Source organism: Desulfovibrio sp., from assembly GCF_034006445.1.
Classification (GTDB): Bacteria; Desulfobacterota; Desulfovibrionia; order Desulfovibrionales; family Desulfovibrionaceae; genus Desulfovibrio.
In genome coordinates, this window is record NZ_JAVESS010000004.1 from 76,912 (window position 1) to 97,403 (window position 20,492).

A 20,492-nucleotide genomic window follows, 5' to 3' on the forward strand; every position below is an offset into this window, starting at 1 on the left:
GGCGGACAGCGCACTGCCCATACACCTATCCCGCACGACCTGCGCGGCCTCACCCTAACCAGCCAGGAAAAAATATGAACAGCCACACCACGGTAAAAAAAGGCGATGCCTTTACAGGCATGCGCGCGGGCAAGCACTACGAGCGCATGGGCAGAATATTCGGGCTGAACGATGATTTTTACAAGCGGGCCATTGGCGACCTGCGCCTTGAAGACGGCATGAAGGCTCTGGACATGGGCTGCGGCACGGGGGCCCTGAGTTTTGCGCTGGCGCACAGATCGTCACCGCGCTGCACCATTCATGGCATTGATCTTTCCGAAGACCAGACGATCTATGCCAGCAACCGGCCTGGCGGCCAGGGCGGGGCCTTGCACTTCAGTACGGCGTCTATGGATGACGCGCTTTTTCCCGATGGGGCACTGGATATTGCCATGACCTCAATGGCCCTGCACGAGGCAAGCCCGGAGGTGCGCCGCGCCGCCTTGAGCAATATTGCCCGCATGCTGAAACCCGGCGGCAAATTCCTGCTGGTGGATGTGGCAAAACCGCTTTTGCGCGGGTGGGGCCTTGTGTTGCGCCCGCTCATGGCCCTGACGGAGAAATTTCGTGACAACCGCGAAAACAGCTATGCGGACATTTGCGCAAAGCTGGGGCTGATTCAGACCGAAGACCAGTACATCAACGCCATAATACGGCGGCAGGTTTTCGTGAAGCCCTGAGACTCCATCTGGCTCTGGCAGCCCGCTTGCCCCTTGCCCCGGCAATCTGCGCTGCCGTAAGGGTTGCCACGCAACGCTCCTGACCAGCAATCACCCGCCAACCATAGCAGCATTGCCTGTTGGCTGCGTGGCCAGCCGCCTGCGCGGGCATGCTGCGACCCTGCGTCAACGGCGCGCCGGGCCGCCATTCGAGGAACACCTGCACGGGCATACCGCGACAATAAAAGTTTTAGGGGGTGGGGGCGTGGGGGAGGAGACCCTTTTTTAGAGCATTTAACCTTTAAAGAAGGTTAAATGCTCTAACGCTGCACGAAAGTGCAGCGCGCCACAACGTGGCGTGGATTCTGCCGAAAATCGCATTTCCGGCAGAATGACACCTTTGAAATGTAAAACATTTCAAAGGTAATCTAGTCTAAAGAGGGTCCCTCCCCCACAAAGCATGCCCAAAAATATTTCAGCGTGACCTTAGACGACCGTAAAGCCCGCAGCCTCCAGGGCCTGAGCGCTCACAGCCCCGGCGCGAACCATGCGCAGCCGCCGCACGTTCCCTCCGGCGCTTTGTCCGTCCGCCAGGGGTTCCACAAGGGTTGAAGGCTCGCCTCCCTGCGGGTTCGGGCCAAGGTTCAGTACGCAGGGCATCTGCCCTTGGTTTTCCAGCGCAGCCAGAAGTTCGGGATCCAGTTGTTCCACGCGGCACACGGGCTGCCGCCCGTTGAGGTTGGCGCTGCTGGCCGTCAGCGGGCCGCCCGCCCCAAGGGCCAGAGCCGCCGCCACGGGATGCGGCGTCACCCGCACTGCCACCTGTCCGCGTTCATTCACAAGAGCCGCAGGCAATGCGGGTCTTGCGGGCAGCAGCACCGTGAGCGGCCCTGGCCAGAAGGCGGCGAGGGCTTCGGGCATGGCCTCAAGGCAGGCCACGGCCCGCACCTGCTCCACGCTGGCCGCCAGCAGTGGCAAGGGCTTATGGACGGGACGCCGCTTCAACTGGTAGACTCTGGCCACGGCCACGCTGTCTGTGGCCAGACAGCCCAGACCATAAAAGGTTTCGGTGGGAAAAATCAGCGCATGACCGCCGCGCAGACAGGCGACGGCCTCTTGCAGATCCTGACAGAATGATTGGAGAGACATGGCAGGCAAACCCTTACGATGCATCAGCGTGGGCAAGTTAAAAACACCTTTCTGGAAAGACGCCGCAGCCCACTACCTCATGCGCATCAACCGCTGGCGGCCCCTGGAATACACCGAAGTGCGCGACGGCGACGCCGCCCTGCCCCCTGATCAGCGCAATGCCCTTGAGGGAAGGCGTATCATTGAGGCCCTGACGCCTCAGGACGTGGTTCTTGTGCTGGACGAACGCGGCCAGGGGCTTACCTCGCCCCAGATGGCCGCCCTGCTGCAACAGATGGATCAGGACGCGCGCGGCCGGGCCTGCTTTATTATCGGCGGAGCCTGGGGCCTGGACGATTGCGTGCGCCAGAAAGCCTGTAAAATGATCCGCCTGTCGGACATGACCCTGCCGCACGAACTGGCCCGCGTGGTGCTGCTGGAGCAGATTTACCGCGCGGAATGCATTTTGCGCAAGGTTCCCTACCACCACTGAGGCTCCTGCGGCAGCGCGACGCGGGCTACGGCCGCTGCACGGCGCAGGCTGCCGGGACAGTGCGGAATTTCATGGTCTGTGCGGCACGGCCCTTCAGGGGGCGCACAACCGCAAGCCTTGCCCCGGCCCCTGCAAACAGCGCGAATTCTTACAGCACTTCGTAAATCCTGGCGAACACGTTGTCATACACCAGCTTGAAATAGGGCGAAAAACGCGGATTCTGCGGCTCGCCCATAAGCAGTTGCACCATGAGCGAGTTGTACAGCCCTTCGTCCATGGCCAGTTTTTCGTCTGTGACGCGGTTGAAGAAAAAGTTGATATTGCGCCGATTGGACAAGAATTCCTGCTGCTGTTGCTGCGTGGCGTTGGGGTGCGCGTCAAACCACTCCTGAATATAGTTGTGCCGCGTGACGCCGGTTTCCTCAAACACGGTGATGGATGAGGCGTAGATGGCGCTGGTGCTGCCCTCAAGGCGCACTTCGCCCGTGTCCAGCCGATAGGCAAGCTCCTGCGGCACAATGGACAGCGCCCCGCCCTCGCCAGAGTGCGTGACAAAATTCCAGTTGCCGAAATTGCTTATCCAGAAGCCCAGCCGCAGCATTTCAAAGCTTACCACAAGATAGAGCTTGCCCTTGGCCTCAATGAGCGGCGTTTCGTCAGAGCGCAGCTTGTCCATGAGGGCCTGGGCCGAGTTTCCGTCCAGCCCCTCAAAAACATTGCCAGCCTCATTGCCGCGCAAGGCCGTGTAGCGGATGAGCTGACGGGCAAAACGGGCGTTGTCGGTGGCAAAAACGGCGGCGGGCAAGTACAGCGACGGCCCGGCGTGCTGCGCGCCGTCGGCAATGGTGGCGCGGTGTGAAAAATAGTGGGCAGCGTAGCCCCAGTCCCACCACAACCAGAGCATGGAATCCGGAGGCGTCATGGTGCGCGCCCGCGTCAGGGCTTCGGCGTGGCGGCGGTTGATCATGGGCCCCTGCGACATGGCGGGGATCATCTCCACAAAGGGAACCACCATCAGGGCCACCAGCACGGCGGAGGTCAGCAGCCCGGCCACGGAGCCGCGCAGGCTCGTGCGCAGGAGGCGCTGCCAGATCCAGTACAGGGGCAGGGCAAGGCCCAGGGCCACCACAGGCGCGCCGAACATGACCATGCGCCCGCCAAGTTTGGTGCTCAGAATACCAAGGGCCGCCAGGGGCAGCAGAAAAAGCGCTCCCGGCCGACGCACTATGACCACAAAAAAGCCCAGAAGGCCGAGGATGGCGGCTTCCATCCAGGGATGGAAATAGGGGAACAGGGCCGCGAAGCTCAGATCCTGCACCTCGATGATGGACTGGTTCACCGAGGGGTACATGAGCACCGCCCCCTCGCCCGTGCTTTTGACGTCGCCAGCGTGCTTCATGTAGGCGTTGACGTGGTTCATGAGCGTGGTGAGAATTTCACCGTGCACCAGCAGGGCCGCAACGCCCACCCACAGCAGCACCAGAACCCACGGACGGCAGAGCATGCGCCGCGCCTTGAGGCCGGACTTTGTGCCCGCCAGCAGAAGCAACAGGCTGAAGCCAAAACCCACCGGGCCAGAGAGCGTCGGCAGGGCGTACGCGAGGCTGCCCAGGAGCAGCAGCGCGCGCCGCCCGCGCGGAGCCATGATGAGGCTCATGAAGGCCAGCAGAATCACGTTGTAGCGGATAAGATAGGGAAAAACCGAGTGCCATTCCTGCGTCCACCACGAAATGACGCCCGAACAGCCCAGCAGCACAATCCACTGCCAACGCAGAGGATTGCCAAGGTGCTCGGCATGGCGCAGCCGCTCGACCAGCCCGTCTTCGGGCAGGCCCCGGCTGAACAGCCGCCGGGCCGTCATGATGCCAGACCCTATGGCCAGACGGCGCAAGACCATCTGCGGCAGCAACATGTAACGCATGGCCCAGCTGGCCGGGGCCAGGGTCATGAGCAGGGGAAAAAACAGGGTCACCAGATCGGTGTCATAATAGCCGAGCATGGTGCGGGCCAGAAAGCCCGGCGCAAGCGATGTGAGCAGCCCTGCCGCCACGCCCGCTTCCATGCTGCCCAAAGCCCATACCCAGGCATAGACGATAAGGGCCACAAAGCTTGCCAGCACCGCCGGAAACCAGAAAGCCACAGCGGCGGGATACGTGCCCAGGGCGTCGGCCAGCAAGCGCAGCATTTCCGCCATGGGGTGCCCCACGGCAAGGCCTATGCCCTCTGCTCCGGCCACCCAGTGATAGGCGTCGTGCGTGGCCAGAAGCCACTGGCTGCCCAGACGGTATTCGGGGTTTTGCCAGCAGGGCCATTCCAGCATGCGCAGGCCAAAAGCCATCACAAGCGTCACTACGCCCCAGAAAAATCCCCGCCACCAGTACCCGGCCACATCCGGCCCTGGCGGAAAACCAAGGTGCGTGGCACGCGGCAAGGCCCACGGGTGCGCCATAGCCTGCGGGTTTACGCGCGCTTCGCGTCCCGCATGTACGCTGGCTTCGCCCAAGGCCCTCTCAGTGGCGCCGGGATTTTCAGAGGCTTCCGGCATAGGCCCGGCACTGGCGGAAAGGCCGTGCGCCGCGTTTTCCGGCGAAAGTTCCGGCGAGTGATTGTGCTCAGGGGCAGGGCTCTGCTGGGGCATGCTATGCTCCGTCTTCTTTATGCGAATCGGCGCTGAAATTTTTACGGTCGTTTTCCGGCATATCGGGGGTGAGCGCCCAGAACCAGCGCCCGCTGCCCGCCACCACGTAGCTGCGCTGTCCGGCCAGACGCCAGGGGGCTGGCAGAACTTCCGGCGCGGGTTCCAGCGCCAGGATCACAAGGTGCCCCTCACGCTGCAACCGGGGCAAAGCCAGATCCAGAAGTTGCCGCCAGGGCATGAAGGCCCTGCTTACAATGCAATCCGCCTGATAGTACTGGCCGTGAAAAAAATGCTCCACAGGGCCGCGAAAAACGTGCGTGTTGGGCAACTGGGTCTGCGAAAGCACGCTGGAGAGAAAAAGCGCCCGTTTTTCCCGCACTTCTACCATATAATACGCGCCCCTGGTCCACAACATGCGCAGGGGTATGCCGGGCAGTCCCGCGCCAGCGCCAAGATCCCAGGTCAGCGGAGCGTCCGGCACGGACAGGCTGTCCAGAAAGGACGCAAGATGAAAACTGTCCGCCACAAGACGGGTGAGCATATCCTGCCAGGAGTGCGGGCCCACAAGGTTCATGGCCTTGTTCCACTGACAGAGCATCTCGAGGTACACGCCAAGGGGCTCCAGGGCCTCCTCCGGCACGTCCGCGCCTGTGGCCGCCGCCAGCCGGGCCAGTTCCTTCCTGTCTACCGCTTGTCGCTGCATGGTCTTGTGCTGCTCCTGTACTGTTTACCGTCCGGCGTTTCACTGTGCATGCCGGTGCATACTCATAGCCCCGCCGACCGGGACTTGCAAGCCCCGCGCCGATAACGTAAAAAAGGGGGCTTGCGGTCACGCCGCGCCATTTTTGACCATATGCGGCCCGCCTGCCGCGCCCTTGGAGGATACGTTCCGATGACACAAGCCGTTCTGCTTTTTCCCGGCCAGGGATCACAGGAAGCGGGCATGGGCCGCGATCTGGCTGAAGCCTCAGCCGACGCCATGAACCTCTGGAAACTGGCCGAGCGGGCCAGCGGCCTGCCCCTGCGCGAAATTTACTGGGACGGCGACGACGCCGCCATGAACGACACGCGCGCCCTGCAACCGGCCCTGACCGTGGTGAACCTGAACCTCTGGAGCGCCGTGGCCGGCCGTGTGAAGCCTCTGGCCGCCGCCGGGCACAGCCTTGGCGAATTCAGCGCTCTGGCCGCCGCAGGGGTGCTCTCGCCCCAAAGCGTGCTGGAACTGACCAGCCTGCGCGGCCGCCTTATGGCCGAGGCGGATCCTGAAGGCAAGGGGGCCATGGCCGCCCTGCTCAAACTGGATCCTGCCCAGGTGGAAAAAATTGTGGCCGACACCGCCGCTGCATGCGGCGAGATGATCCTTGTGGCCAACTATAATACGCCGGGACAGCTTGTGGTCAGCGGCACCAGGGCCGCCGTGGCCCTGGCCTGCCAGAAGGCCAAGGAAGCCAAGGGCCGCGGCATTGAGCTCAAGGTCAGCGGAGCCTTTCACAGCCCCATGATGGCTGAGGCCAGCAAGGAGCTCGCCCCGCAACTGCGCAAGGCCACCTGGAGCAGACCCAAATTCCCCGTCTACTGCAATGCCCACGGCAAGGCCGTTCACGAGGGCGAAAGCGCGCTTGAAAGCCTGCTGGCCCAGATGACCTCATCCGTGCAGTGGATTGACACCATGCGCAATCAGTATGATGAAGGCGCGCGCCGCTGGCTGGAACTGGGCCCCAAGGCCGTGCTCGGCAAGATGGTCGCTCCCTGCCTGGCCGACCGCGCCCAGGCGGATCAACTGACCGTAGAGCTTGTCAATAATGCCGAAAGCGCCGCAGCCCTGGCGGGTTAGCGCCGCTAACGAATGAAATGGGCGTTGCGCGCCCGGGCGGGAACGTCTGAACCCTTGCGATGATACCTTTGCAAGGTGCGCGGCCCCACAAGACAAAAGGAAACGCTGATTTATTCCGTTTGGCGACGTTGCTTCACTTTTTTTGAAACAGTCGAGGACGGAAGAGTCCACTCCTGCTTCAAAAAAAGATCGCGCCTTGCCAAACGAAACAACTGCGCGTTTCCAAGAGGCTCTTTAATCAGTGTTTTCAGAATACTCCGGACTACCGCCGGAGCCGACTGACGGACGCGGGCCGACTGCCCCGCCGCAGTGACAAACTGCACCAGAAGAACCTGTATACGTAAAGGATGCGAAAGCACTATGCGCGCCATTGAAACCCTGCGCACGGCCCTGGCGGCCATTATTGAAGAAGAGGGCCTTGCCTGGCCCGCCAAAACGGTCATCGAGCCGCCCCGCGATCCCCGCCACGGCGATCTTTCCGTCAACTCGGCCATGCTGCTGGCAAAAGAAGCCAAAACCAATCCCCGCGAGCTTGGGCAAAAATTTGCCCAAAAGCTTCAGGAGCGCTGCCCGGACGTGGAGAAGGTCGAAGTCGCCGGGCCGGGCTTTTGCAACGTGACCTTCAGCCAGTCCTTCTGGCGTGAAACCGTCGCCGACATCGAAAGCGCGGGCCAGAGCTACGGCGAAAGCAAGGAACCCGGCCGCAGGGTGCTTCTGGAATATGTTTCGGCCAACCCCACAGGCCCGCTGCATGTGGGCCACGGGCGCGGGGCCGCCGTGGGCGACAGCCTGGCCCGCCTGCTGCGCAAGGCCGGGCACCACGTGCATACGGAATACTACATCAATGACGCCGGTCGCCAGATGCGCCTGCTGGGCCTTTCTGTATGGCTGCGCGTGCTGGAACTGGCCGGGCGCAAGGTGGAATGGCCCGAAGACTATTACAAGGGCGACTATATCATTGATATCGCCCGCGAAATGCTTGAAGCCAACCCCGCCCTGCCCGACATGCCCGCAGCCGAAGGCGAGGACGTGTGCTACGACAAGGCCATGAACGACATCCTCAACGGCATCAAGGACGACCTGCGTGATTTTCGCGTGGAGCATCTGCGCTGGTTTTCTGAAAAAACCCTTGTGGAAGACGGCGCGGTGGACGCGGCCTTTGCGGCGCTGGGCAAATCGGGCTATACCTACGACAAGGACAATGCCTTCTGGTTTGCCACCGAGCAGCTCGGCGACGACAAGGATCGCGTGCTCAGAAAGTCCGACGGCACGCTGACCTATTTTGCCTCCGACATTGCCTATCACCATGACAAGTTCGAGCGCGGCTTTGACTGGCTTATCGACATCTGGGGCGCTGACCACCATGGCTACATCCCCCGCATGCGCGCGGCCATCACGGCCATGGGCAAGGATCAGAGCAGTTTTGACGTGGTGCTCATCCAGCTTGTGAACCTGCTGCGCGAGGGCCAGCCCGTGAGCATGTCCACCAGGGCGGGAACCTTTGAAACCCTGTCCGACGTTATCAAGGAAGTGGGCGCGGACGCGGCGCGCTTCATGTTTTTATCGCGCAAGAGCGACAGCCCGCTGGACTTTGACCTGGAGCTTGCCAAACAGCGCAGTATGGACAACCCTGTCTACTACGTGCAGTACGCCTATGCGCGCATCTGCGCTGTGCTGCGCCGGGCCGCCGAACGCGGCTTCGAGCTGCCTGAAAAAACGGACGCCGCCCTGCTGGCTCCGCTGGATACGCCCGAAGACATGGCCCTGCTGCGCAAGGTCGCCGGGTTTGAAGACATGCTGCAGTCCGCCGCGCAGTGCCTGGGCGTGCACCATGTGAGCCATTACCTGACGGAACTGGCCGGGCTTCTGCACAGCTATTACGCCAAACATCAGGTGCTGCTGGCCGACGATGCCCCGCGCACCCTGGCCCGCCTGGCCCTGCTGCGGGCCGTGGGACAGGTCGTGCGCAACGGCCTGGACGTGCTCGGCGTCAGCGCGCCGGAAAGCATGTAGTATAGCAGGATTTGTTTGTGACGCCGGGCGGGCGCGGTTCAGCCTGCCCGCCCGGCGCATACGCCAGTAGAGCAGATTAACTTTGAGAATATACATTCTCAAAGTTTAAGACACGCTCACTACGGCGTTTAACCGCGCAGATAAACTGCGCTTACGCCTTCGCGGCGGACGCCTGCTCACGCAGTCGCCAGAGCAATTTCAGGCAACAGCCGTCAGGCGACGAAGAAGCCTTACGGATGGCGACAGCATTGCTGGTGAAATTGCTCCAAGAACACACACAAGGATCAGGAATGCCCCCACCGCTACGCAAGCCCAGACAAAAAACTGCCGCAAGCCCCGCCGCAAGCGATAAAAAACGGCTTGTCCTACGTCTGTCGGCCCCCATGGCTACCCTGCTGGGACTTATACTCATGGCCGCCGTGGGCTGGTCTTTCTTTATGGGCTTTATGGTGGGCCGGGGGCAAAACCCGGAGCAGCGCGTCGAGCAGATGACCGGCCTGCAGCTGGACAAACAGGCCCCGCAGGCGGCGCAAGGCGGCGTGGATGCCCCGAATACGCCGGTAGCGGCGTCTGCCGGGGCTGGCCCCGACGCCGCAGCCCCCAAAGGGCAGGAAGCGCCCGCCCCCGACGGCACTGCGGCTGGCCCGCAGGCGGCGGCTCCGGCTGCTCCCGCCGCTCCTGCAGCCGCCGAGGCTGCCAGCCCGGCCAACCCCTCGGCCTATCCCTTTGATCGCCCCAGCGCCAACAGCCTTGCCGCCTGGCATGGCGGCAAATCACCTCAGGGAGGAGCGCAGGCTGGCGCGCAACCGGGTGCGCAGGCAGCAAAAACTCCCGCGACGCAGGCCCAGGCATCGGCTCAGGCCCAGAAGCCTGCGGCCCCGCAAGCGCCGCAGTTCGACTTTGTTTTTCAGGTGGCGGCTTTCAAGAGCGCCGATGACGCCGACAAGCTGCGCAAAAAGCTTGAAGAGCGCGGCATCCGCACACGCCTTGAGAAAAGCGGCAAGGTTCAACTGGTCATGGTCAACCTGCGCGGCTCAGATCTTGACGCAAGCAATCTGCGTGAAGAGCTTGGCCGCATGAAGCTCGGCGCGCCCATACAGAAGTCCAAAAAAGCCGTACCCGGCAAAAGCCGCAGCACGGGCCGCTAGAGCTTGTAAGAAGGAGTTTACATGACACAAGCCCATACCTTCACAGGCTTTTTACGCCTTATTGGCCGCCCCTGCCTGCGCGGCATGGACGCTTTGGGCGGCACGGCCATCTTCATGTTTGATGGGATCGCCCAGATATTCACCAGCAGAAAGATCTTTCGGCGCACCCTGCAGCAGTTGTATATCATCGGCTCCAAGTCCTTTTTTCTCATCATGCTCATCGGCGTTTTTTGTGGCATGGTGCTGGGATTGCAAGGCTATTACAGCCTGGTGCAGTTCGGCTCCGTGGGCATGCTCGGCTCCGCCGTGTCGCTGACGCTCATCCGCGAACTTGGCCCGGTGCTTACGGCCATCATGCTCACTGGCCGCGCAGGATCTTCAATGACGGCGGAAATAGGCGTCATGCGCATCACCGACCAGATCGACGCTCTGGACGTGATGGACATCAACTCCATGGGCTACCTTGTCAGCCCGCGCATTGTGGCCTCGCTCATCAGCTTTCCCCTGCTGACGGCGGTTTTTGACGTCATCGGCATCATTGGCGGCTATCTCACGGGCGTGCTCATGCTCGGCATCAACCAGGGCGCGTACTTTTACCGCATCGCCAGTTCCGTAACCATGACGGACGTGTCCGGCGGCTTCATCAAGGCCATTGTATTCGGCCTGCTGGTCTCCACCATCTGCTGCCGCCAGGGCTACTACACCAACATGCGCCGCGACAGCGTGGGCCCCGAAGCCGTGGGCAACGCCACGACCTCGGCCGTGGTCATATCCTGCGTGCTGATTCTGGCGGCAGACTACGTCATCACCTCGTTTCTGCTGTAATATGCCGACGTGCAATACCAAAGGAACCGTCACGGTTCTGGGCATCGACCCCGGTTCGCAACGAACGGGCTGGGGCGTGGTGCGCGAGACGTCAGGCGTCTTGCAACTGGTGGACTGCGGCGTGGTGCGCACCGCCTCGGCGGGCAAGGAATTTTCTGACCGTTTGGCGCGCATCTATCATGAGCTTTCAGCCATCGTGGCCCGCCTCACGCCCGATGAAGCCGCCATTGAACAGGTTTTTACCGCCAAGAACGCAGCCAGCGCCCTCAAGCTGGGGCAGGCCAGGGGCGTGGCCGTGGCCGCCTGCGCCGCCCACGGTCTTGTCATTCGCGACTATGAACCGACCCTGGTGAAAAAATCCCTGGTGGGTACGGGCCGCGCCGAAAAGGAACAGGTGTCCTTTATGGTGCAGCGCCTGCTCAACGTCAAAAACGCCGACTGGGCGCTGGACACCTCGGACGCTCTGGCCGTGGCCATCTGCCATTTGACCATGCGGCGGTTTGCCGCCCTAGCGGGGAAGTAGAGGCTTCTTCGATTTGGGCTGCCTGCGCGGCGGCGGTATGCGCGACTGGGCATGGGTATGCGTGGTGGGTGCTCTGAAGAAATAAAGCAGGGCCTGTCCTTTGAGAGGTGGCTTATGTGCCCTGCGGGCACGGGGGCTTTTCTTTATTTTAGTTTGGGCCGCCTCCGGCGGGGGGGCGTGGGTATGCGCGACGGGCGCTCTGAAGAAATAAAGCAGGGCTTGTCCTTTGAGAGGCGGCTTCTGTGCCCTGCGGACACGGAGGCCTTTTTTTATTTGTTGTTTGGGCCGCCTCCGGCGGGGGCAAGGCGGGGCCGGTTATGGGGCTGCGCCCCCTTCTCGGCCCCCCTTGCATCCCCCCCGAAGCACCCCGCTTGGGCTTTCCCATTCTCGTCATTTCACGAGGGCTGCGCGGCCCCTGCTGCGGGAGCTTCCTCGCTGCGCTCGGCGATCTCCCTCCGCGCCGCGCAATGCCAGCGTGCGCCTTCGCCTTGAATGAAGGGGCGGCGTCATAAAGAACCGAAGCCGACACGTCGGCGATCTCCCTGCGCGCCGCGCAATGCCAGCGTACGATCTCACCCTGAATACGGGTCGAGACATCTCGTTGGCAGTGGGGAGTCTCTGGGATGGCGTCAGGCTGCTGAAAAAAGACACGTTGCGACGTAGGGTTTTGGTCTTCGATGTGGCTCTTTTCTGTTGCGTCCAAAAAAGTCGCCCAGTTTAGCATGGTTTGCCCCAAGTTTTTGTCACGCAAGCAAGACACTCAAGCCAGTGCAATTGCTCGGCCAATGCCCAGGCAGATGCCGGGTGCGGCGTCATAAAGAACCGAAGTCGACACGTCGGCCAGGTTCGTGCGTATGCGCTCTTCTCCAACGGAGATTGGTAATTTCTGCCCCCCCCCACAGCCAACCAGACGCCCCCGATTTCCCATTCAGCGCGAAAGCGCACGTTGGCATTGCGCGGCGCGGAGGGAGATCACCGAGCGAAGCGAGGAAGCTCCCGGAGCAAAAGCCGCGCAGCCCTCGGAGAATGGTGGAATATGGAAAGCCCTAAAGGGCTAACCCGTGGGAGTGGAGAGGTGCGACAAGCCCAGCGGGGTCGTCCGGGGGGAGTGCAGAGGGGGCCTCGGAGGGGCGGCAGCCCCTAACAGGCCCCCATCTGCCCCCGCCGGAGGCGGCCCAAACTAAAATAAAGAAAAGTTCCCGTGCCCGCAGGGCACAGAAGCCACCTCTCAAAGGACAAGCCCACACCCCAAATTCTCTGCCAACGAGCCCGCTCTTAACAACCAAGCGCCACTCCTGAGACTTCCTGCAGCCAACCAGACGCCCCCGATTTCCCATTCAGCGCGAAAGCGCACGCTGGCATTACGCGGCGCGGAGGGAGATCACAGAGCGAAGCGAGGAAGCTCCCGGAGCAAAAGCCGCGCAACCCTCGCGGAATGGTGGAATATGGAAAGCCCTAAAGGGCTAACCCGTGGGAGTGGAGAGGTGCGACAAGCCCAGCGGGGTCGTCCGGGGGGAGTGCAGAGGGGGCCTCGGAGGGGCAGCAGCCCCTAACAGGCCCCCATCTGCCCCCGCCGGAGGCGGCCCAAACTAAAATAAAGAAAAGCTCCCGTGCCCGCAGGGCACAGAAGCCACCTCTCAAAGGACAAGCCCTGCTTTGTTTTGCTTTGAGCAGTCGACCACAAAGAGCACTTACTCGCTCCGCAACCGCGCAAAATCAAAGATAAAAAGCCACCGTGCCCGCAGGCACAAAAAAAGGGCCTTGCGGCCCTTTTCCTGCGCCAAAGCGCAAACCATCACTGCGCAGCAGCACTACTCTACAATCACGGCCTTCTTGATGATGACATTTTCCATAGGCACGTCGTCATAATAGCCCTTTTTGCCAGTGGTGACAGCGGCGATCTTGTCCACCACTTCCTGACCCTTGATCACCTTGCCAAAGACCGCATAGCCCCAACCCTGGGGCGTCTGGCTCTTGAAGTCCAGAAAGTCATTGTCCTTGGTATTGATGAAGAACTGGGCGGTGGCCGAATGCGGCTCGCCGGTGCGGGCCATGGCAATGGTGTACTTTTTATTTTTGAGGCCGTTGTCCGCTTCGTTGCGGATGGCGGCGCGGGTTTCTTTCTGCTTCAGGTCAGGCGTGAACCCGCCGCCCTGAATCATAAAACTCTTGATGACACGGTGAAAAACAGTGCCGTCGTAAAAACCAGATTTGACGTACTGCACAAAGTTGGCGGTGCTGATGGGGGCTTTACGGGCGTCCAGGCGCACGATGATGTCGCCATAGTTGGTCTCAAGCTTCACAGCCGGATCGGGAGTGGCGGCATGAGCGGAAGAAAACCCGAGCCCCACGGCCATGAGCGGGGCCGCCATCAGACAGAGAGACAGGGCAAGGGCGCGAAACATGACGCCGGAACGGAAAAATTTCATATGTAACTCCTTACATTGCTGCGGTATGATGAAGGCCGGACGTCCGCCCGGCCGCTTTGCCACGCTACCACGGCAGCCCACGGCCATCAAGTTACTGTCAGATAACGGCTGTACGCCGTTTTGGCGACATATTGGCCGCACAAGCGCAGAGTAACTTTGAGAATGTACATTCTCAAAGTTTAAGGCACGCTCGCTACGGCGTTTAACCGTGCAGATAAACTGCGCTTACGCCTTCGCGGCGGGCGTCTGATCACGCACCCGCCAGAGCAATTTCAAAGTTAAATTGCTCAAATGTCACACGCCGTCTCGTGCGGCATCCTGCGCCCACATGCGGCCTTTGCGCGTGGCCGCATCCGGCGTTGGCGGCGTTTTGCGCGGGGCGGGACTTGCTAAACCTGGCTTGTGTCATATAGTATAGGCAAGAAGACAGGAGATACGGCTTGTCCGGCATGCGTAAGGAAATCATCCTCGCGGCAGCGCCGTGCGTCAGCCCGTGGAGGAATGCCGGGCCGGTCAGGCTTCAACAGTTTTTCGGAGGATATAATGTCGAATACTCGCAGTGTTGCGCAAAGCGGCGTCAGTAGCGTTGCTTCCATTTACATGCGTCAGGTTTACCAGTGGATGACCGTGGGCCTTGGCGTCACGACTCTTATGGCCTGGTTTGTCGCAAGCACGCCCGCCGTGCAGCAGGTTATTTTCGGCAACTCGCTGATCATGATCGCCCTTATCGTGGCCCAGTTCGGCCTGGTCATCGCCCTTTCTGCCGCCGTGCACAAAATGTCCGGCAGTACGGCCACAGGCCTGTTTCTGCTGTATTCGGCGCTGACAGGGGCCACGCTGTCGTCCATTTTTGTAATCTATCCCATCGCGTCCATCACCAACGCCTTTCTGGTCACCACGGGCACCTTCCTGGCCATGACCGTCTACGGCACAGTGACCAAGCGCGATCTGACCGCCATGGGCAGCTTCCTGTTCATGGGCCTCATCGGCATTGTCATCGCCATGGTCGTCAATATCTTCCTGAAGAGCGCCATGATGGACTTTGTGGTGAGCTGCCTTGGCGTACTTATTTTTACGGGCCTCACCGCCTATGACACGCAAAAGCTGCGCCGGTTCGGTGAAAGCGCCCCTCTGGACGATGCGACGGCAGTACGCCGTGGCGCCATCCTGGGCGCGCTGACCCTGTATCTGGACTTTATCAATCTTTTCCTCATGCTGCTGCGCCTTTTCGGCGGCAACCGCAACTGATAGCCGCGCCTTGGGCACAGCCTGAGAGCAAGCACGTAGTGGGGGGCAAAAGGTCTGGCCTTTTGCCCCTTTTTCGTGCCTTGCAGAGTGAATGAACTTTATGAAAAAACAAAAAAATATTCGCGGCGGCACTGGTGCTTCCGCGACCGCTGGCAGCGTTCCTTCTCATGAAGAACTGCTGCAAACGCTTGCCGCCCAGAACCGCCCCATGCGCCTGGACGGCCTTTTACGCATTCTGGGGCTTGCCCGCCGCGACAGAAAAGAACTGGAAGCCGCGCTGGAAGACCTTGAACAGCAGGGCCGTGCGCTACGACTGCGCGGGGGCCTGTGGATACGGCCCGAAAGCCTGAAAACCATTACCGGGCGCTTCAGCGCCCTGCGCGAGGGCGCGGGCTTTGTGACGCCCATGCGCCCTGCCGATGCTGACGACCTGGGCGGTGCGCGCTGGGAGTTTGCCGGGGACAAGGACATTTACATCCCCGCTGCCCAGAACGGCGGCGCATGGCACAAGGATATGGTACGCGTGGCCCTTGCGCCCGGCGCGCCGCGCGGGCCTTCGGCTGAAGGGCGCGTCCTTGAAGTGCTTGAACGCGGCCTCAAGGAAGTGCCCGCGCACGTGGTCAGTCGCCACGGCAAAACCATCTTCTGCCGCCCGGCGGACAGCCGCCTGCCCGCCGACTTCAATGTGGAACTGCCCGAAGGCACGCCAGCCCCGGCTCAGGGAACCCTTGTGCTGCTGGAACCCGTCAAGTCACTGGCCTCTGATCTCTGGAGCGCCCGCCTTTTGGGCGACTACGGACGCGAGGACGACGTGGCCGTGCAGGAAGAGCTGGTCAAGCTCAACCACGAAGTGCCCCGCGACTTTCCCGCCGGAGTTCTGGCCGAGGCCCAGGCCTTGCCCGGAGAGCCGGAAGAAGCCGACTTCAAGGGCCGACAGGACGTGCGCCACCTCGCGCTGGTGACCATTGACGGCGCTGACGCCAGGGACTTTGACGACGCCATCCACGTGGAGGAGCAGCCCGCAGGCAAGGGCTGGATTCTGCGCGTGGCCATTGCCGACGTGAGCCATTATGTGCGCCCGCGCGGGCGCGGCTGCCCCGGCGCGCTTGACGCCGAAGCCCTTTCGCGCGGCAATTCCTGGTATTTTCCCCGTTCCGTGGAACCCATGCTGCCCGAGATTCTGTCCAACGGCCTGTGCAGCCTGCGCCCCAACGTGAACAGGCTGGCCATGCTGGCAGAAATTCCCTTTACCGCCAAGGGCCAGCCGGGCAAGCCGCGTTTTTCGCAGGCTGTCATGCGCTCGGCAGCGCGCCTGACCTACGATCAGGTCAAGGCCTGCCTGCTGGACAAGGATGCCGCCGCCCTTGCCGACCTCAAGGCGCAGGAGCGCGGCGAAGAAGTGCTGGCCATGCTGGACAAGGCCTTTGCGCTTTATGCCGTACTGCGCGACGTGCGCCGTGAGCGCGGCACGCTGGACTTTGACCTGCCCGAAGCGGAATGCCGCCTGGACGACCTTGGCCGCGTGGCCTGGCTTGGCCACCGCCTGCGGCACGACGCCCACCGCCTTATCGAAGAATTCATGATCGCGGCCAACGAGGCCGTGGCCCGTCACCTGCGCGACGCGGACATTCCCTTTCTCTACCGCATACACCCCGAACCTGACCCCGAAAGGCTTGAAAGCCTTTTTGACACGCTGGAGGCCACGGGTTTTGAAAACCTGCCGCCCCGGCCCACGGCGGCCTCCATGCAGGGCGTACTGGCCGCAGTTCAAGGCACGCCGCAGGAATTCCTGGTCAACCGCCTCTGCCTGCGGGCCATGCCCCAGGCGCGCTACATGCCCGTTAACGAAGGGCACTTCGGGCTGGCATCCGTGGCGTATTGCCACTTTACCTCGCCCATCCGCCGCTATGCCGACCTGCTCACCCACAGGGCGCTCAAAACGTCGCTGGGGCTGGACGCCGGGCCTGTGCCTGCCGGGCAGAAGCTTTTGCGCATAGCAGACCAGCTGAACAGGCGCGAGCGGGCGGCCATGGCCTGCGAACGCGAGATGGACCGCCGCCTGGGCTGCCTTGCCCTGTTGCCCCGCGTGGGCGAGCATTTCAGCGGCATTGTGGCGGGCGTGACGGACTTTGGCGTTTTTGTGGAACTGACCGAAATGCCTGTGGAAGGCATGATCCGCGTGGAAGACCTGGGCGACGACTGGTACGACTTTGACGCCCGCACCATGAGCCTTGTGGGCCAGCATTCCGGTATCATCTGGCACATGGGCCAGAAGCTGGACGTGGCCTTGAGCGAAGTGAACCTGGGCCGCCTTGAAATCCGCCTTATGCCGCTGGAACTGCCCAAGGGCATGGGCAGCCGGGGCGCGCGAAACGCACGTGGTAAAGGCGCGCGCGGTAAGGGCGCGGGGGCGGGCCGTGCTGCCGGGGGCCGCAAGGGTTCATCCTCCGGCTGGAAGCTGGTTTCGCCCGGCGACGGCGATGGCCCCGGCAAAAAAGGAACGTCGGGCAAGCCCGCCAGAAAAGGCAAAAAGAACGGCGCGGGTAAACCCGCCCAGCCCGGCAGACCGTCGGCCCGTAAAGGCAACGGCCAAGGCGGCCAAGGCGGCAAAGGCGGTAAAAATGGTACAACCGCGCCCGCAAAATCCGGCAGGCCCGGCAAGAAATCAGCAGGAAAACGCGGCTGATGGGCCTTCTGTCCGCCAGACAGCGCATGGGTGCGGCGGCCCTTATTCTGGCCGCCAGCACCATCATTTCACGCCTCATGGGCCTTGTGCGCGACAAGGTCATCTCGTGGCAGTTCGGAGCCGGAGGCGAGGCGGACATGTACTTTGCCGCCTTTGTGGTGCCGGACATCATCAATTACATGCTGGCTGGCGGCTTTATGTCCATCACCATCATCCCCCTGCTGTCGCGCCGCTTTCAGGAGGATGAGGACGACGCCTGGAAGTTTTTTTCCTGCGTGTTCTGCTGGATGGGTACGGCCTCCCTGGCTCTTACCATTGCGGGCATGCTGGCCGCCGAACCCCTGGCCCGCCTGATAGCCCCCGGCTTTACGCCGGAGCAGTGGCTGCGGCTGGCCTTTTTCATGCGCATCGTGCTGCCCGCGCAGATTTTCTTTCTCTGCGGGGCCTGCATAACGGCCCTGCTTTTTATGCGGCGGCAGTTCCGCGTGCCAGCGCTGGCTCCCATCATCTACAACGGCGGCATCATCCTTGGCGGCCTGACCCTGCCCTGGCTGGCCGGGCTGCCTCTGGTGCAGAACGCGCTGCCCGCCTCCATACTCAAACACCTTGAGGGCATGACGGGCTACTGCGTGGGCGTGACCTTCGGGGCCGCCATCGGCACCTTCATTCTGCCCCTCATGGTCGCCCTGCAGGACGGCATGCGCCTGCGGGCCGTGTGGCGGCATCCCCTCATGGGCAAATTTCTTGTCACCGCCCTGCCCCTCATGCTGGGGCAGACCATCATGATGCTGGACGAGCAGTTTTTGCGCGTTTTCGGCTCGCTGGTGGGCGACGGAGCCGTAAGCCTGCTCAACTACGCGCGGCGCATCACGCAAGTGCCTGTGGGCCTTATGGGGCAGGCCGCCGCTGTGGCGTCGTATCCCTTTCTGGTCAAGCTGCTTACCGATGGCGACAGGGAGGGCTTTGACCGTACCCTGCGCACGGCCTTGCGGGCCAGTCTGGGGCTTATCATCCCCTGCGCTCTGGCCATGACGGCCTGCGCCGGGCCTATTTTGGGCGTCATTTTTCAGGGCGGCCGCTTTGGCCCCGCCGAAACCCTTGCCGCCACCCCGCTCACGCAAATCATGCTGGCAGCCACGCCGTTCTGGATCATCTACATGGTGCTGGTACGGGCCTATTACGCCCACGGCGACACCATTACTCCTGCTGTCACCGGCACAATCATGACAGTGGTTTGCCTGCCCATTTACTATTATTGGGCTGTGCCGCACGGGGCATGGGCCATTGCCGCCCTTTCCGGCCTGAGCGTGAGCCTTTACGTGCTGTGGCTCATGGCGCTGTGGGCCAGGCGGCAGGGACAGGGCGCTTTTGCCGGCCTGTGCGGTCTTGCGTTACGCGCCATAGGCTGCTCTCTGCCCGGCACTGCCGCCGCGTGGTGGCTGAGCGCCTATACCCTCAACCGCGCGGCTGATCTTGGCCTGCATGCCCTGTGGGCGGCCCTGCTGGCTCTTGCCCTGGGCGGCTGCGCCTTTTTGCTGCTTTTTTTGCCCTTGTGCCTGTGGCTGGCCCCATCCATTATGGAACCGGTATTGCGAAAATTACGGCGAACATAAGTCTGCTCAAAAGGGTGCGCGCATGATCGTTGAACGCATTGAGCATGTGGTAAATGCCACGACCAGGTTCGTAGTAGACTTCTGGGTGCGGCACTGGCCGTTATTGCTGCTCATCCTGTGTGCTGTTCTGGATTTCCTGGGCGAGGATGACATCATAAGCAGGCTTGTTTTCGCCGCGAGTTTTGTGGGTACAGTTGCTTGCCTAAAGGCGTTTCACCTTGAACGCTGCTTCTGGATATACGGACTGGCGTTTATGGGCCTTCCCTTTGTAGCCTTTGATCCAGTCAATATGCACGAAATACAGAAATCTCTGCATCTGGAAGCGTTAGACTACAATATTATATGGCGACTTACAGAAGCAGTGCAATGGACGGGAGTCATTATAGCACTGTCAGTCGGGCTTTATTTTTTGTGCTTTCGGCATAGGATCAGCCCCACAGCCCTTATTAAAATACCTCTGACCGTCTTTTGCATGTACGTATTCTTACAACCGGTTTTCATGCTTACATGGTTTATCCTGATAATGCAGGCATATGGCATTCTCGGCATACCCGAGTGAAAAATATCATTCGTGTCAGTAATTGACTCCAGCCTTTTGGGAATCATCTACAATACGAACCCACGATGAGACATACTTGCTCAAAAGGGTGCGCGCATGATCGTTGAACGTATTGAGTATGTGGTAAATACCACGACCAGGTTCGTAGTAGATTTATGGGTGCGGCAGTGGCCGTTATTGCTGCTTACATTATGGGCTATGCAGGATGTACGATTATCGTTTGAACTCACCGACACGGCTGATGTTGTCACCAATACTGCCATTGCTATCACGAGTTTTGCGGGTACGGTTGCTTGTCTGAAAATATTTCGGTTCGAGCGTAGCTTCTGGATGTATGTGCAGGTTTTTATAGGTGTTGGCGTTACTTTCTTCTTCACTAATGTTGAACTAACGCAACTGACGAGCGCCTTGCAACAGGACGCCTTTGACGAAATTTGGGTATACAGAATAGTAGAAGCCGCACTGTGGACAGGGATAGTTGCATTGCTGTCAGCAGGGCTGTATTTTTTACGCTTTCGCCGTAGGGCCTGCCCTTCAATTCTTATTAAAATACCCCTGACCACTTTTGTCATGTGCCTGTTCTTACAGCCAATTTCCATGTTTATATGGTTTGATCTCGTGATGCTTGCATGTGGCATTATGGGTAAACCCTTGTGA

Annotated in this window: 16 protein-coding genes; 12 read left to right on the forward strand and 4 right to left on the reverse strand. The window is 61.2% G+C overall.

Annotated elements, in window-relative coordinates; translation table 11 throughout:
• Nucleotides 1-74 precede the first annotated feature (74 nt).
• Nucleotides 75-719: a class I SAM-dependent methyltransferase gene (locus RBR41_RS06520; protein WP_320351778.1), complete on the forward strand. Its 645-nt coding sequence runs from the start codon at nt 75-77 to the stop codon at nt 717-719.
• A gap of 465 nt (nt 720-1,184) precedes the next feature.
• Here the strand turns inward: RBR41_RS06520 and RBR41_RS06525 are convergent, their stop codons facing one another.
• Nucleotides 1,185-1,847, reverse strand: a complete 663-nt coding sequence (locus RBR41_RS06525; protein ID WP_320351779.1) for an L-threonylcarbamoyladenylate synthase — start codon at nt 1,845-1,847, stop codon at nt 1,185-1,187.
• Here RBR41_RS06525 and RBR41_RS06530 point away from each other — a divergent pair.
• Nucleotides 1,846-2,319 carry a 23S rRNA (pseudouridine(1915)-N(3))-methyltransferase RlmH gene (locus RBR41_RS06530; protein ID WP_320351780.1) on the forward strand — a complete coding sequence of 158 codons (474 nt, stop codon included), beginning with the start codon at nt 1,846-1,848 and terminating at the stop codon, nt 2,317-2,319. The two genes, RBR41_RS06525 and RBR41_RS06530, sit on opposite strands and share 2 nt — an antisense overlap.
• 148 nt (nt 2,320-2,467) lie before the next feature.
• Here the strand turns inward: RBR41_RS06530 and RBR41_RS06535 are convergent, their stop codons facing one another.
• Both RBR41_RS06535 and RBR41_RS06540 read right to left on the reverse strand, forming a co-directional pair.
• Nucleotides 2,468-4,957, reverse strand: a complete 2,490-nt coding sequence (locus RBR41_RS06535) for an STT3 domain-containing protein (protein WP_320351781.1) — start codon at nt 4,955-4,957, stop codon at nt 2,468-2,470.
• A gap of 1 nt (nt 4,958) precedes the next feature.
• On the reverse strand, nt 4,959-5,660 hold the full coding sequence (locus tag RBR41_RS06540; protein WP_320351782.1) for a 16S rRNA (guanine(527)-N(7))-methyltransferase RsmG: 702 nt from the start codon (nt 5,658-5,660) through the stop codon (nt 4,959-4,961).
• Between the two features lie 189 nt (nt 5,661-5,849).
• Between RBR41_RS06540 and RBR41_RS06545 the strand changes: the two genes are divergently transcribed.
• From RBR41_RS06545 to ruvC, 5 genes are all read left to right on the forward strand, one after another.
• Nucleotides 5,850-6,791, forward strand: coding sequence for an ACP S-malonyltransferase (locus RBR41_RS06545; RefSeq protein ID WP_320351783.1), 942 nt, complete (start codon nt 5,850-5,852; stop codon nt 6,789-6,791).
• A gap of 360 nt (nt 6,792-7,151) precedes the next feature.
• A complete protein-coding gene (gene argS, locus RBR41_RS06550) occupies nt 7,152-8,804 on the forward strand; it encodes an arginine--tRNA ligase (protein ID WP_320351784.1) in 1,653 nt (550 codons plus the stop codon).
• Nucleotides 8,805-9,187: 383 nt separating this feature from the next.
• Nucleotides 9,188-9,952 carry an SPOR domain-containing protein gene (locus RBR41_RS06555; protein ID WP_320351785.1) on the forward strand — a complete coding sequence of 255 codons (765 nt, stop codon included), beginning with the start codon at nt 9,188-9,190 and terminating at the stop codon, nt 9,950-9,952.
• Nucleotides 9,953-9,973: 21 nt separating this feature from the next.
• The gene (locus RBR41_RS06560; RefSeq protein ID WP_413785137.1) at nt 9,974-10,777 is read left to right on the forward strand and encodes an MlaE family ABC transporter permease; all 804 of its coding nucleotides are present in this window, start codon (nt 9,974-9,976) and stop codon (nt 10,775-10,777) included.
• A 1-nt stretch (nt 10,778) separates the two neighbouring features.
• Nucleotides 10,779-11,300, forward strand: a complete 522-nt coding sequence (ruvC, locus tag RBR41_RS06565; protein WP_320351786.1) for a crossover junction endodeoxyribonuclease RuvC — start codon at nt 10,779-10,781, stop codon at nt 11,298-11,300.
• Between the two features lie 1,811 nt (nt 11,301-13,111).
• Here the strand turns inward: ruvC and RBR41_RS06570 are convergent.
• The gene (locus RBR41_RS06570; protein WP_320351787.1) at nt 13,112-13,729 is read right to left on the reverse strand and encodes a peptidylprolyl isomerase; all 618 of its coding nucleotides are present in this window, start codon (nt 13,727-13,729) and stop codon (nt 13,112-13,114) included.
• Nucleotides 13,730-14,272: 543 nt separating this feature from the next.
• Here RBR41_RS06570 and RBR41_RS06575 point away from each other — a divergent pair.
• From RBR41_RS06575 to RBR41_RS06595, 5 genes are all read left to right on the forward strand, one after another.
• On the forward strand, nt 14,273-14,977 hold the full coding sequence (locus RBR41_RS06575; protein WP_320351788.1) for a Bax inhibitor-1/YccA family protein: 705 nt from the start codon (nt 14,273-14,275) through the stop codon (nt 14,975-14,977).
• A gap of 100 nt (nt 14,978-15,077) precedes the next feature.
• Nucleotides 15,078-17,663 carry a ribonuclease R gene (gene rnr, locus RBR41_RS06580; RefSeq protein ID WP_320351789.1) on the forward strand — a complete coding sequence of 862 codons (2,586 nt, stop codon included), beginning with the start codon at nt 15,078-15,080 and terminating at the stop codon, nt 17,661-17,663.
• Nucleotides 17,663-19,276 carry a murein biosynthesis integral membrane protein MurJ gene (gene murJ / locus RBR41_RS06585; protein ID WP_320351790.1) on the forward strand — a complete coding sequence of 538 codons (1,614 nt, stop codon included), beginning with the start codon at nt 17,663-17,665 and terminating at the stop codon, nt 19,274-19,276. The genes rnr and murJ overlap by 1 nt, the downstream gene beginning before the upstream one ends.
• A 22-nt stretch (nt 19,277-19,298) precedes the next feature.
• Nucleotides 19,299-19,835, forward strand: a complete 537-nt coding sequence (locus RBR41_RS06590) for a hypothetical protein (protein WP_320351791.1) — start codon at nt 19,299-19,301, stop codon at nt 19,833-19,835.
• 96 nt (nt 19,836-19,931) lie between these two features.
• Nucleotides 19,932-20,492, forward strand: a complete 561-nt coding sequence (locus RBR41_RS06595; protein WP_320351792.1) for a hypothetical protein — start codon at nt 19,932-19,934, stop codon at nt 20,490-20,492.

Excerpts from the sequence above, each read along its gene's own strand:
- RBR41_RS06575 (WP_320351788.1), top strand. The coding sequence starts at position 14,273 with ATGTCGAATACTCGCAGTGTTGCGCAAAGCGGCGTCAGTAGCGTTGCT.
- RBR41_RS06520 (WP_320351778.1), top strand. The coding sequence starts at position 75 with ATGAACAGCCACACCACGGTAAAAAAAGGCGATGCCTTTACAGGCATG.
- RBR41_RS06560 (WP_413785137.1), top strand. The coding sequence starts at position 9,974 with ATGACACAAGCCCATACCTTCACAGGCTTTTTACGCCTTATTGGCCGC.
- ruvC (WP_320351786.1), top strand. The coding sequence starts at position 10,779 with ATGCCGACGTGCAATACCAAAGGAACCGTCACGGTTCTGGGCATCGAC.
- RBR41_RS06570 (WP_320351787.1), bottom strand. The coding sequence starts at position 13,729 with ATGAAATTTTTCCGTTCCGGCGTCATGTTTCGCGCCCTTGCCCTGTCT.
- RBR41_RS06555 (WP_320351785.1), top strand. The coding sequence starts at position 9,188 with ATGGCTACCCTGCTGGGACTTATACTCATGGCCGCCGTGGGCTGGTCT.
- murJ (WP_320351790.1), top strand. The coding sequence starts at position 17,663 with ATGGGCCTTCTGTCCGCCAGACAGCGCATGGGTGCGGCGGCCCTTATT.
- RBR41_RS06545 (WP_320351783.1), top strand. The coding sequence starts at position 5,850 with ATGACACAAGCCGTTCTGCTTTTTCCCGGCCAGGGATCACAGGAAGCG.
- RBR41_RS06595 (WP_320351792.1), top strand. The coding sequence starts at position 19,932 with ATGATCGTTGAACGTATTGAGTATGTGGTAAATACCACGACCAGGTTC.
- RBR41_RS06540 (WP_320351782.1), bottom strand. The coding sequence starts at position 5,660 with ATGCAGCGACAAGCGGTAGACAGGAAGGAACTGGCCCGGCTGGCGGCG.
- RBR41_RS06535 (WP_320351781.1), bottom strand. The coding sequence starts at position 4,957 with ATGCCCCAGCAGAGCCCTGCCCCTGAGCACAATCACTCGCCGGAACTT.
- RBR41_RS06525 (WP_320351779.1), bottom strand. The coding sequence starts at position 1,847 with ATGTCTCTCCAATCATTCTGTCAGGATCTGCAAGAGGCCGTCGCCTGT.
- argS (WP_320351784.1), top strand. The coding sequence starts at position 7,152 with ATGCGCGCCATTGAAACCCTGCGCACGGCCCTGGCGGCCATTATTGAA.
- rnr (WP_320351789.1), top strand. The coding sequence starts at position 15,078 with ATGAAAAAACAAAAAAATATTCGCGGCGGCACTGGTGCTTCCGCGACC.
- RBR41_RS06530 (WP_320351780.1), top strand. The coding sequence starts at position 1,846 with ATGGCAGGCAAACCCTTACGATGCATCAGCGTGGGCAAGTTAAAAACA.
- RBR41_RS06590 (WP_320351791.1), top strand. The coding sequence starts at position 19,299 with ATGATCGTTGAACGCATTGAGCATGTGGTAAATGCCACGACCAGGTTC.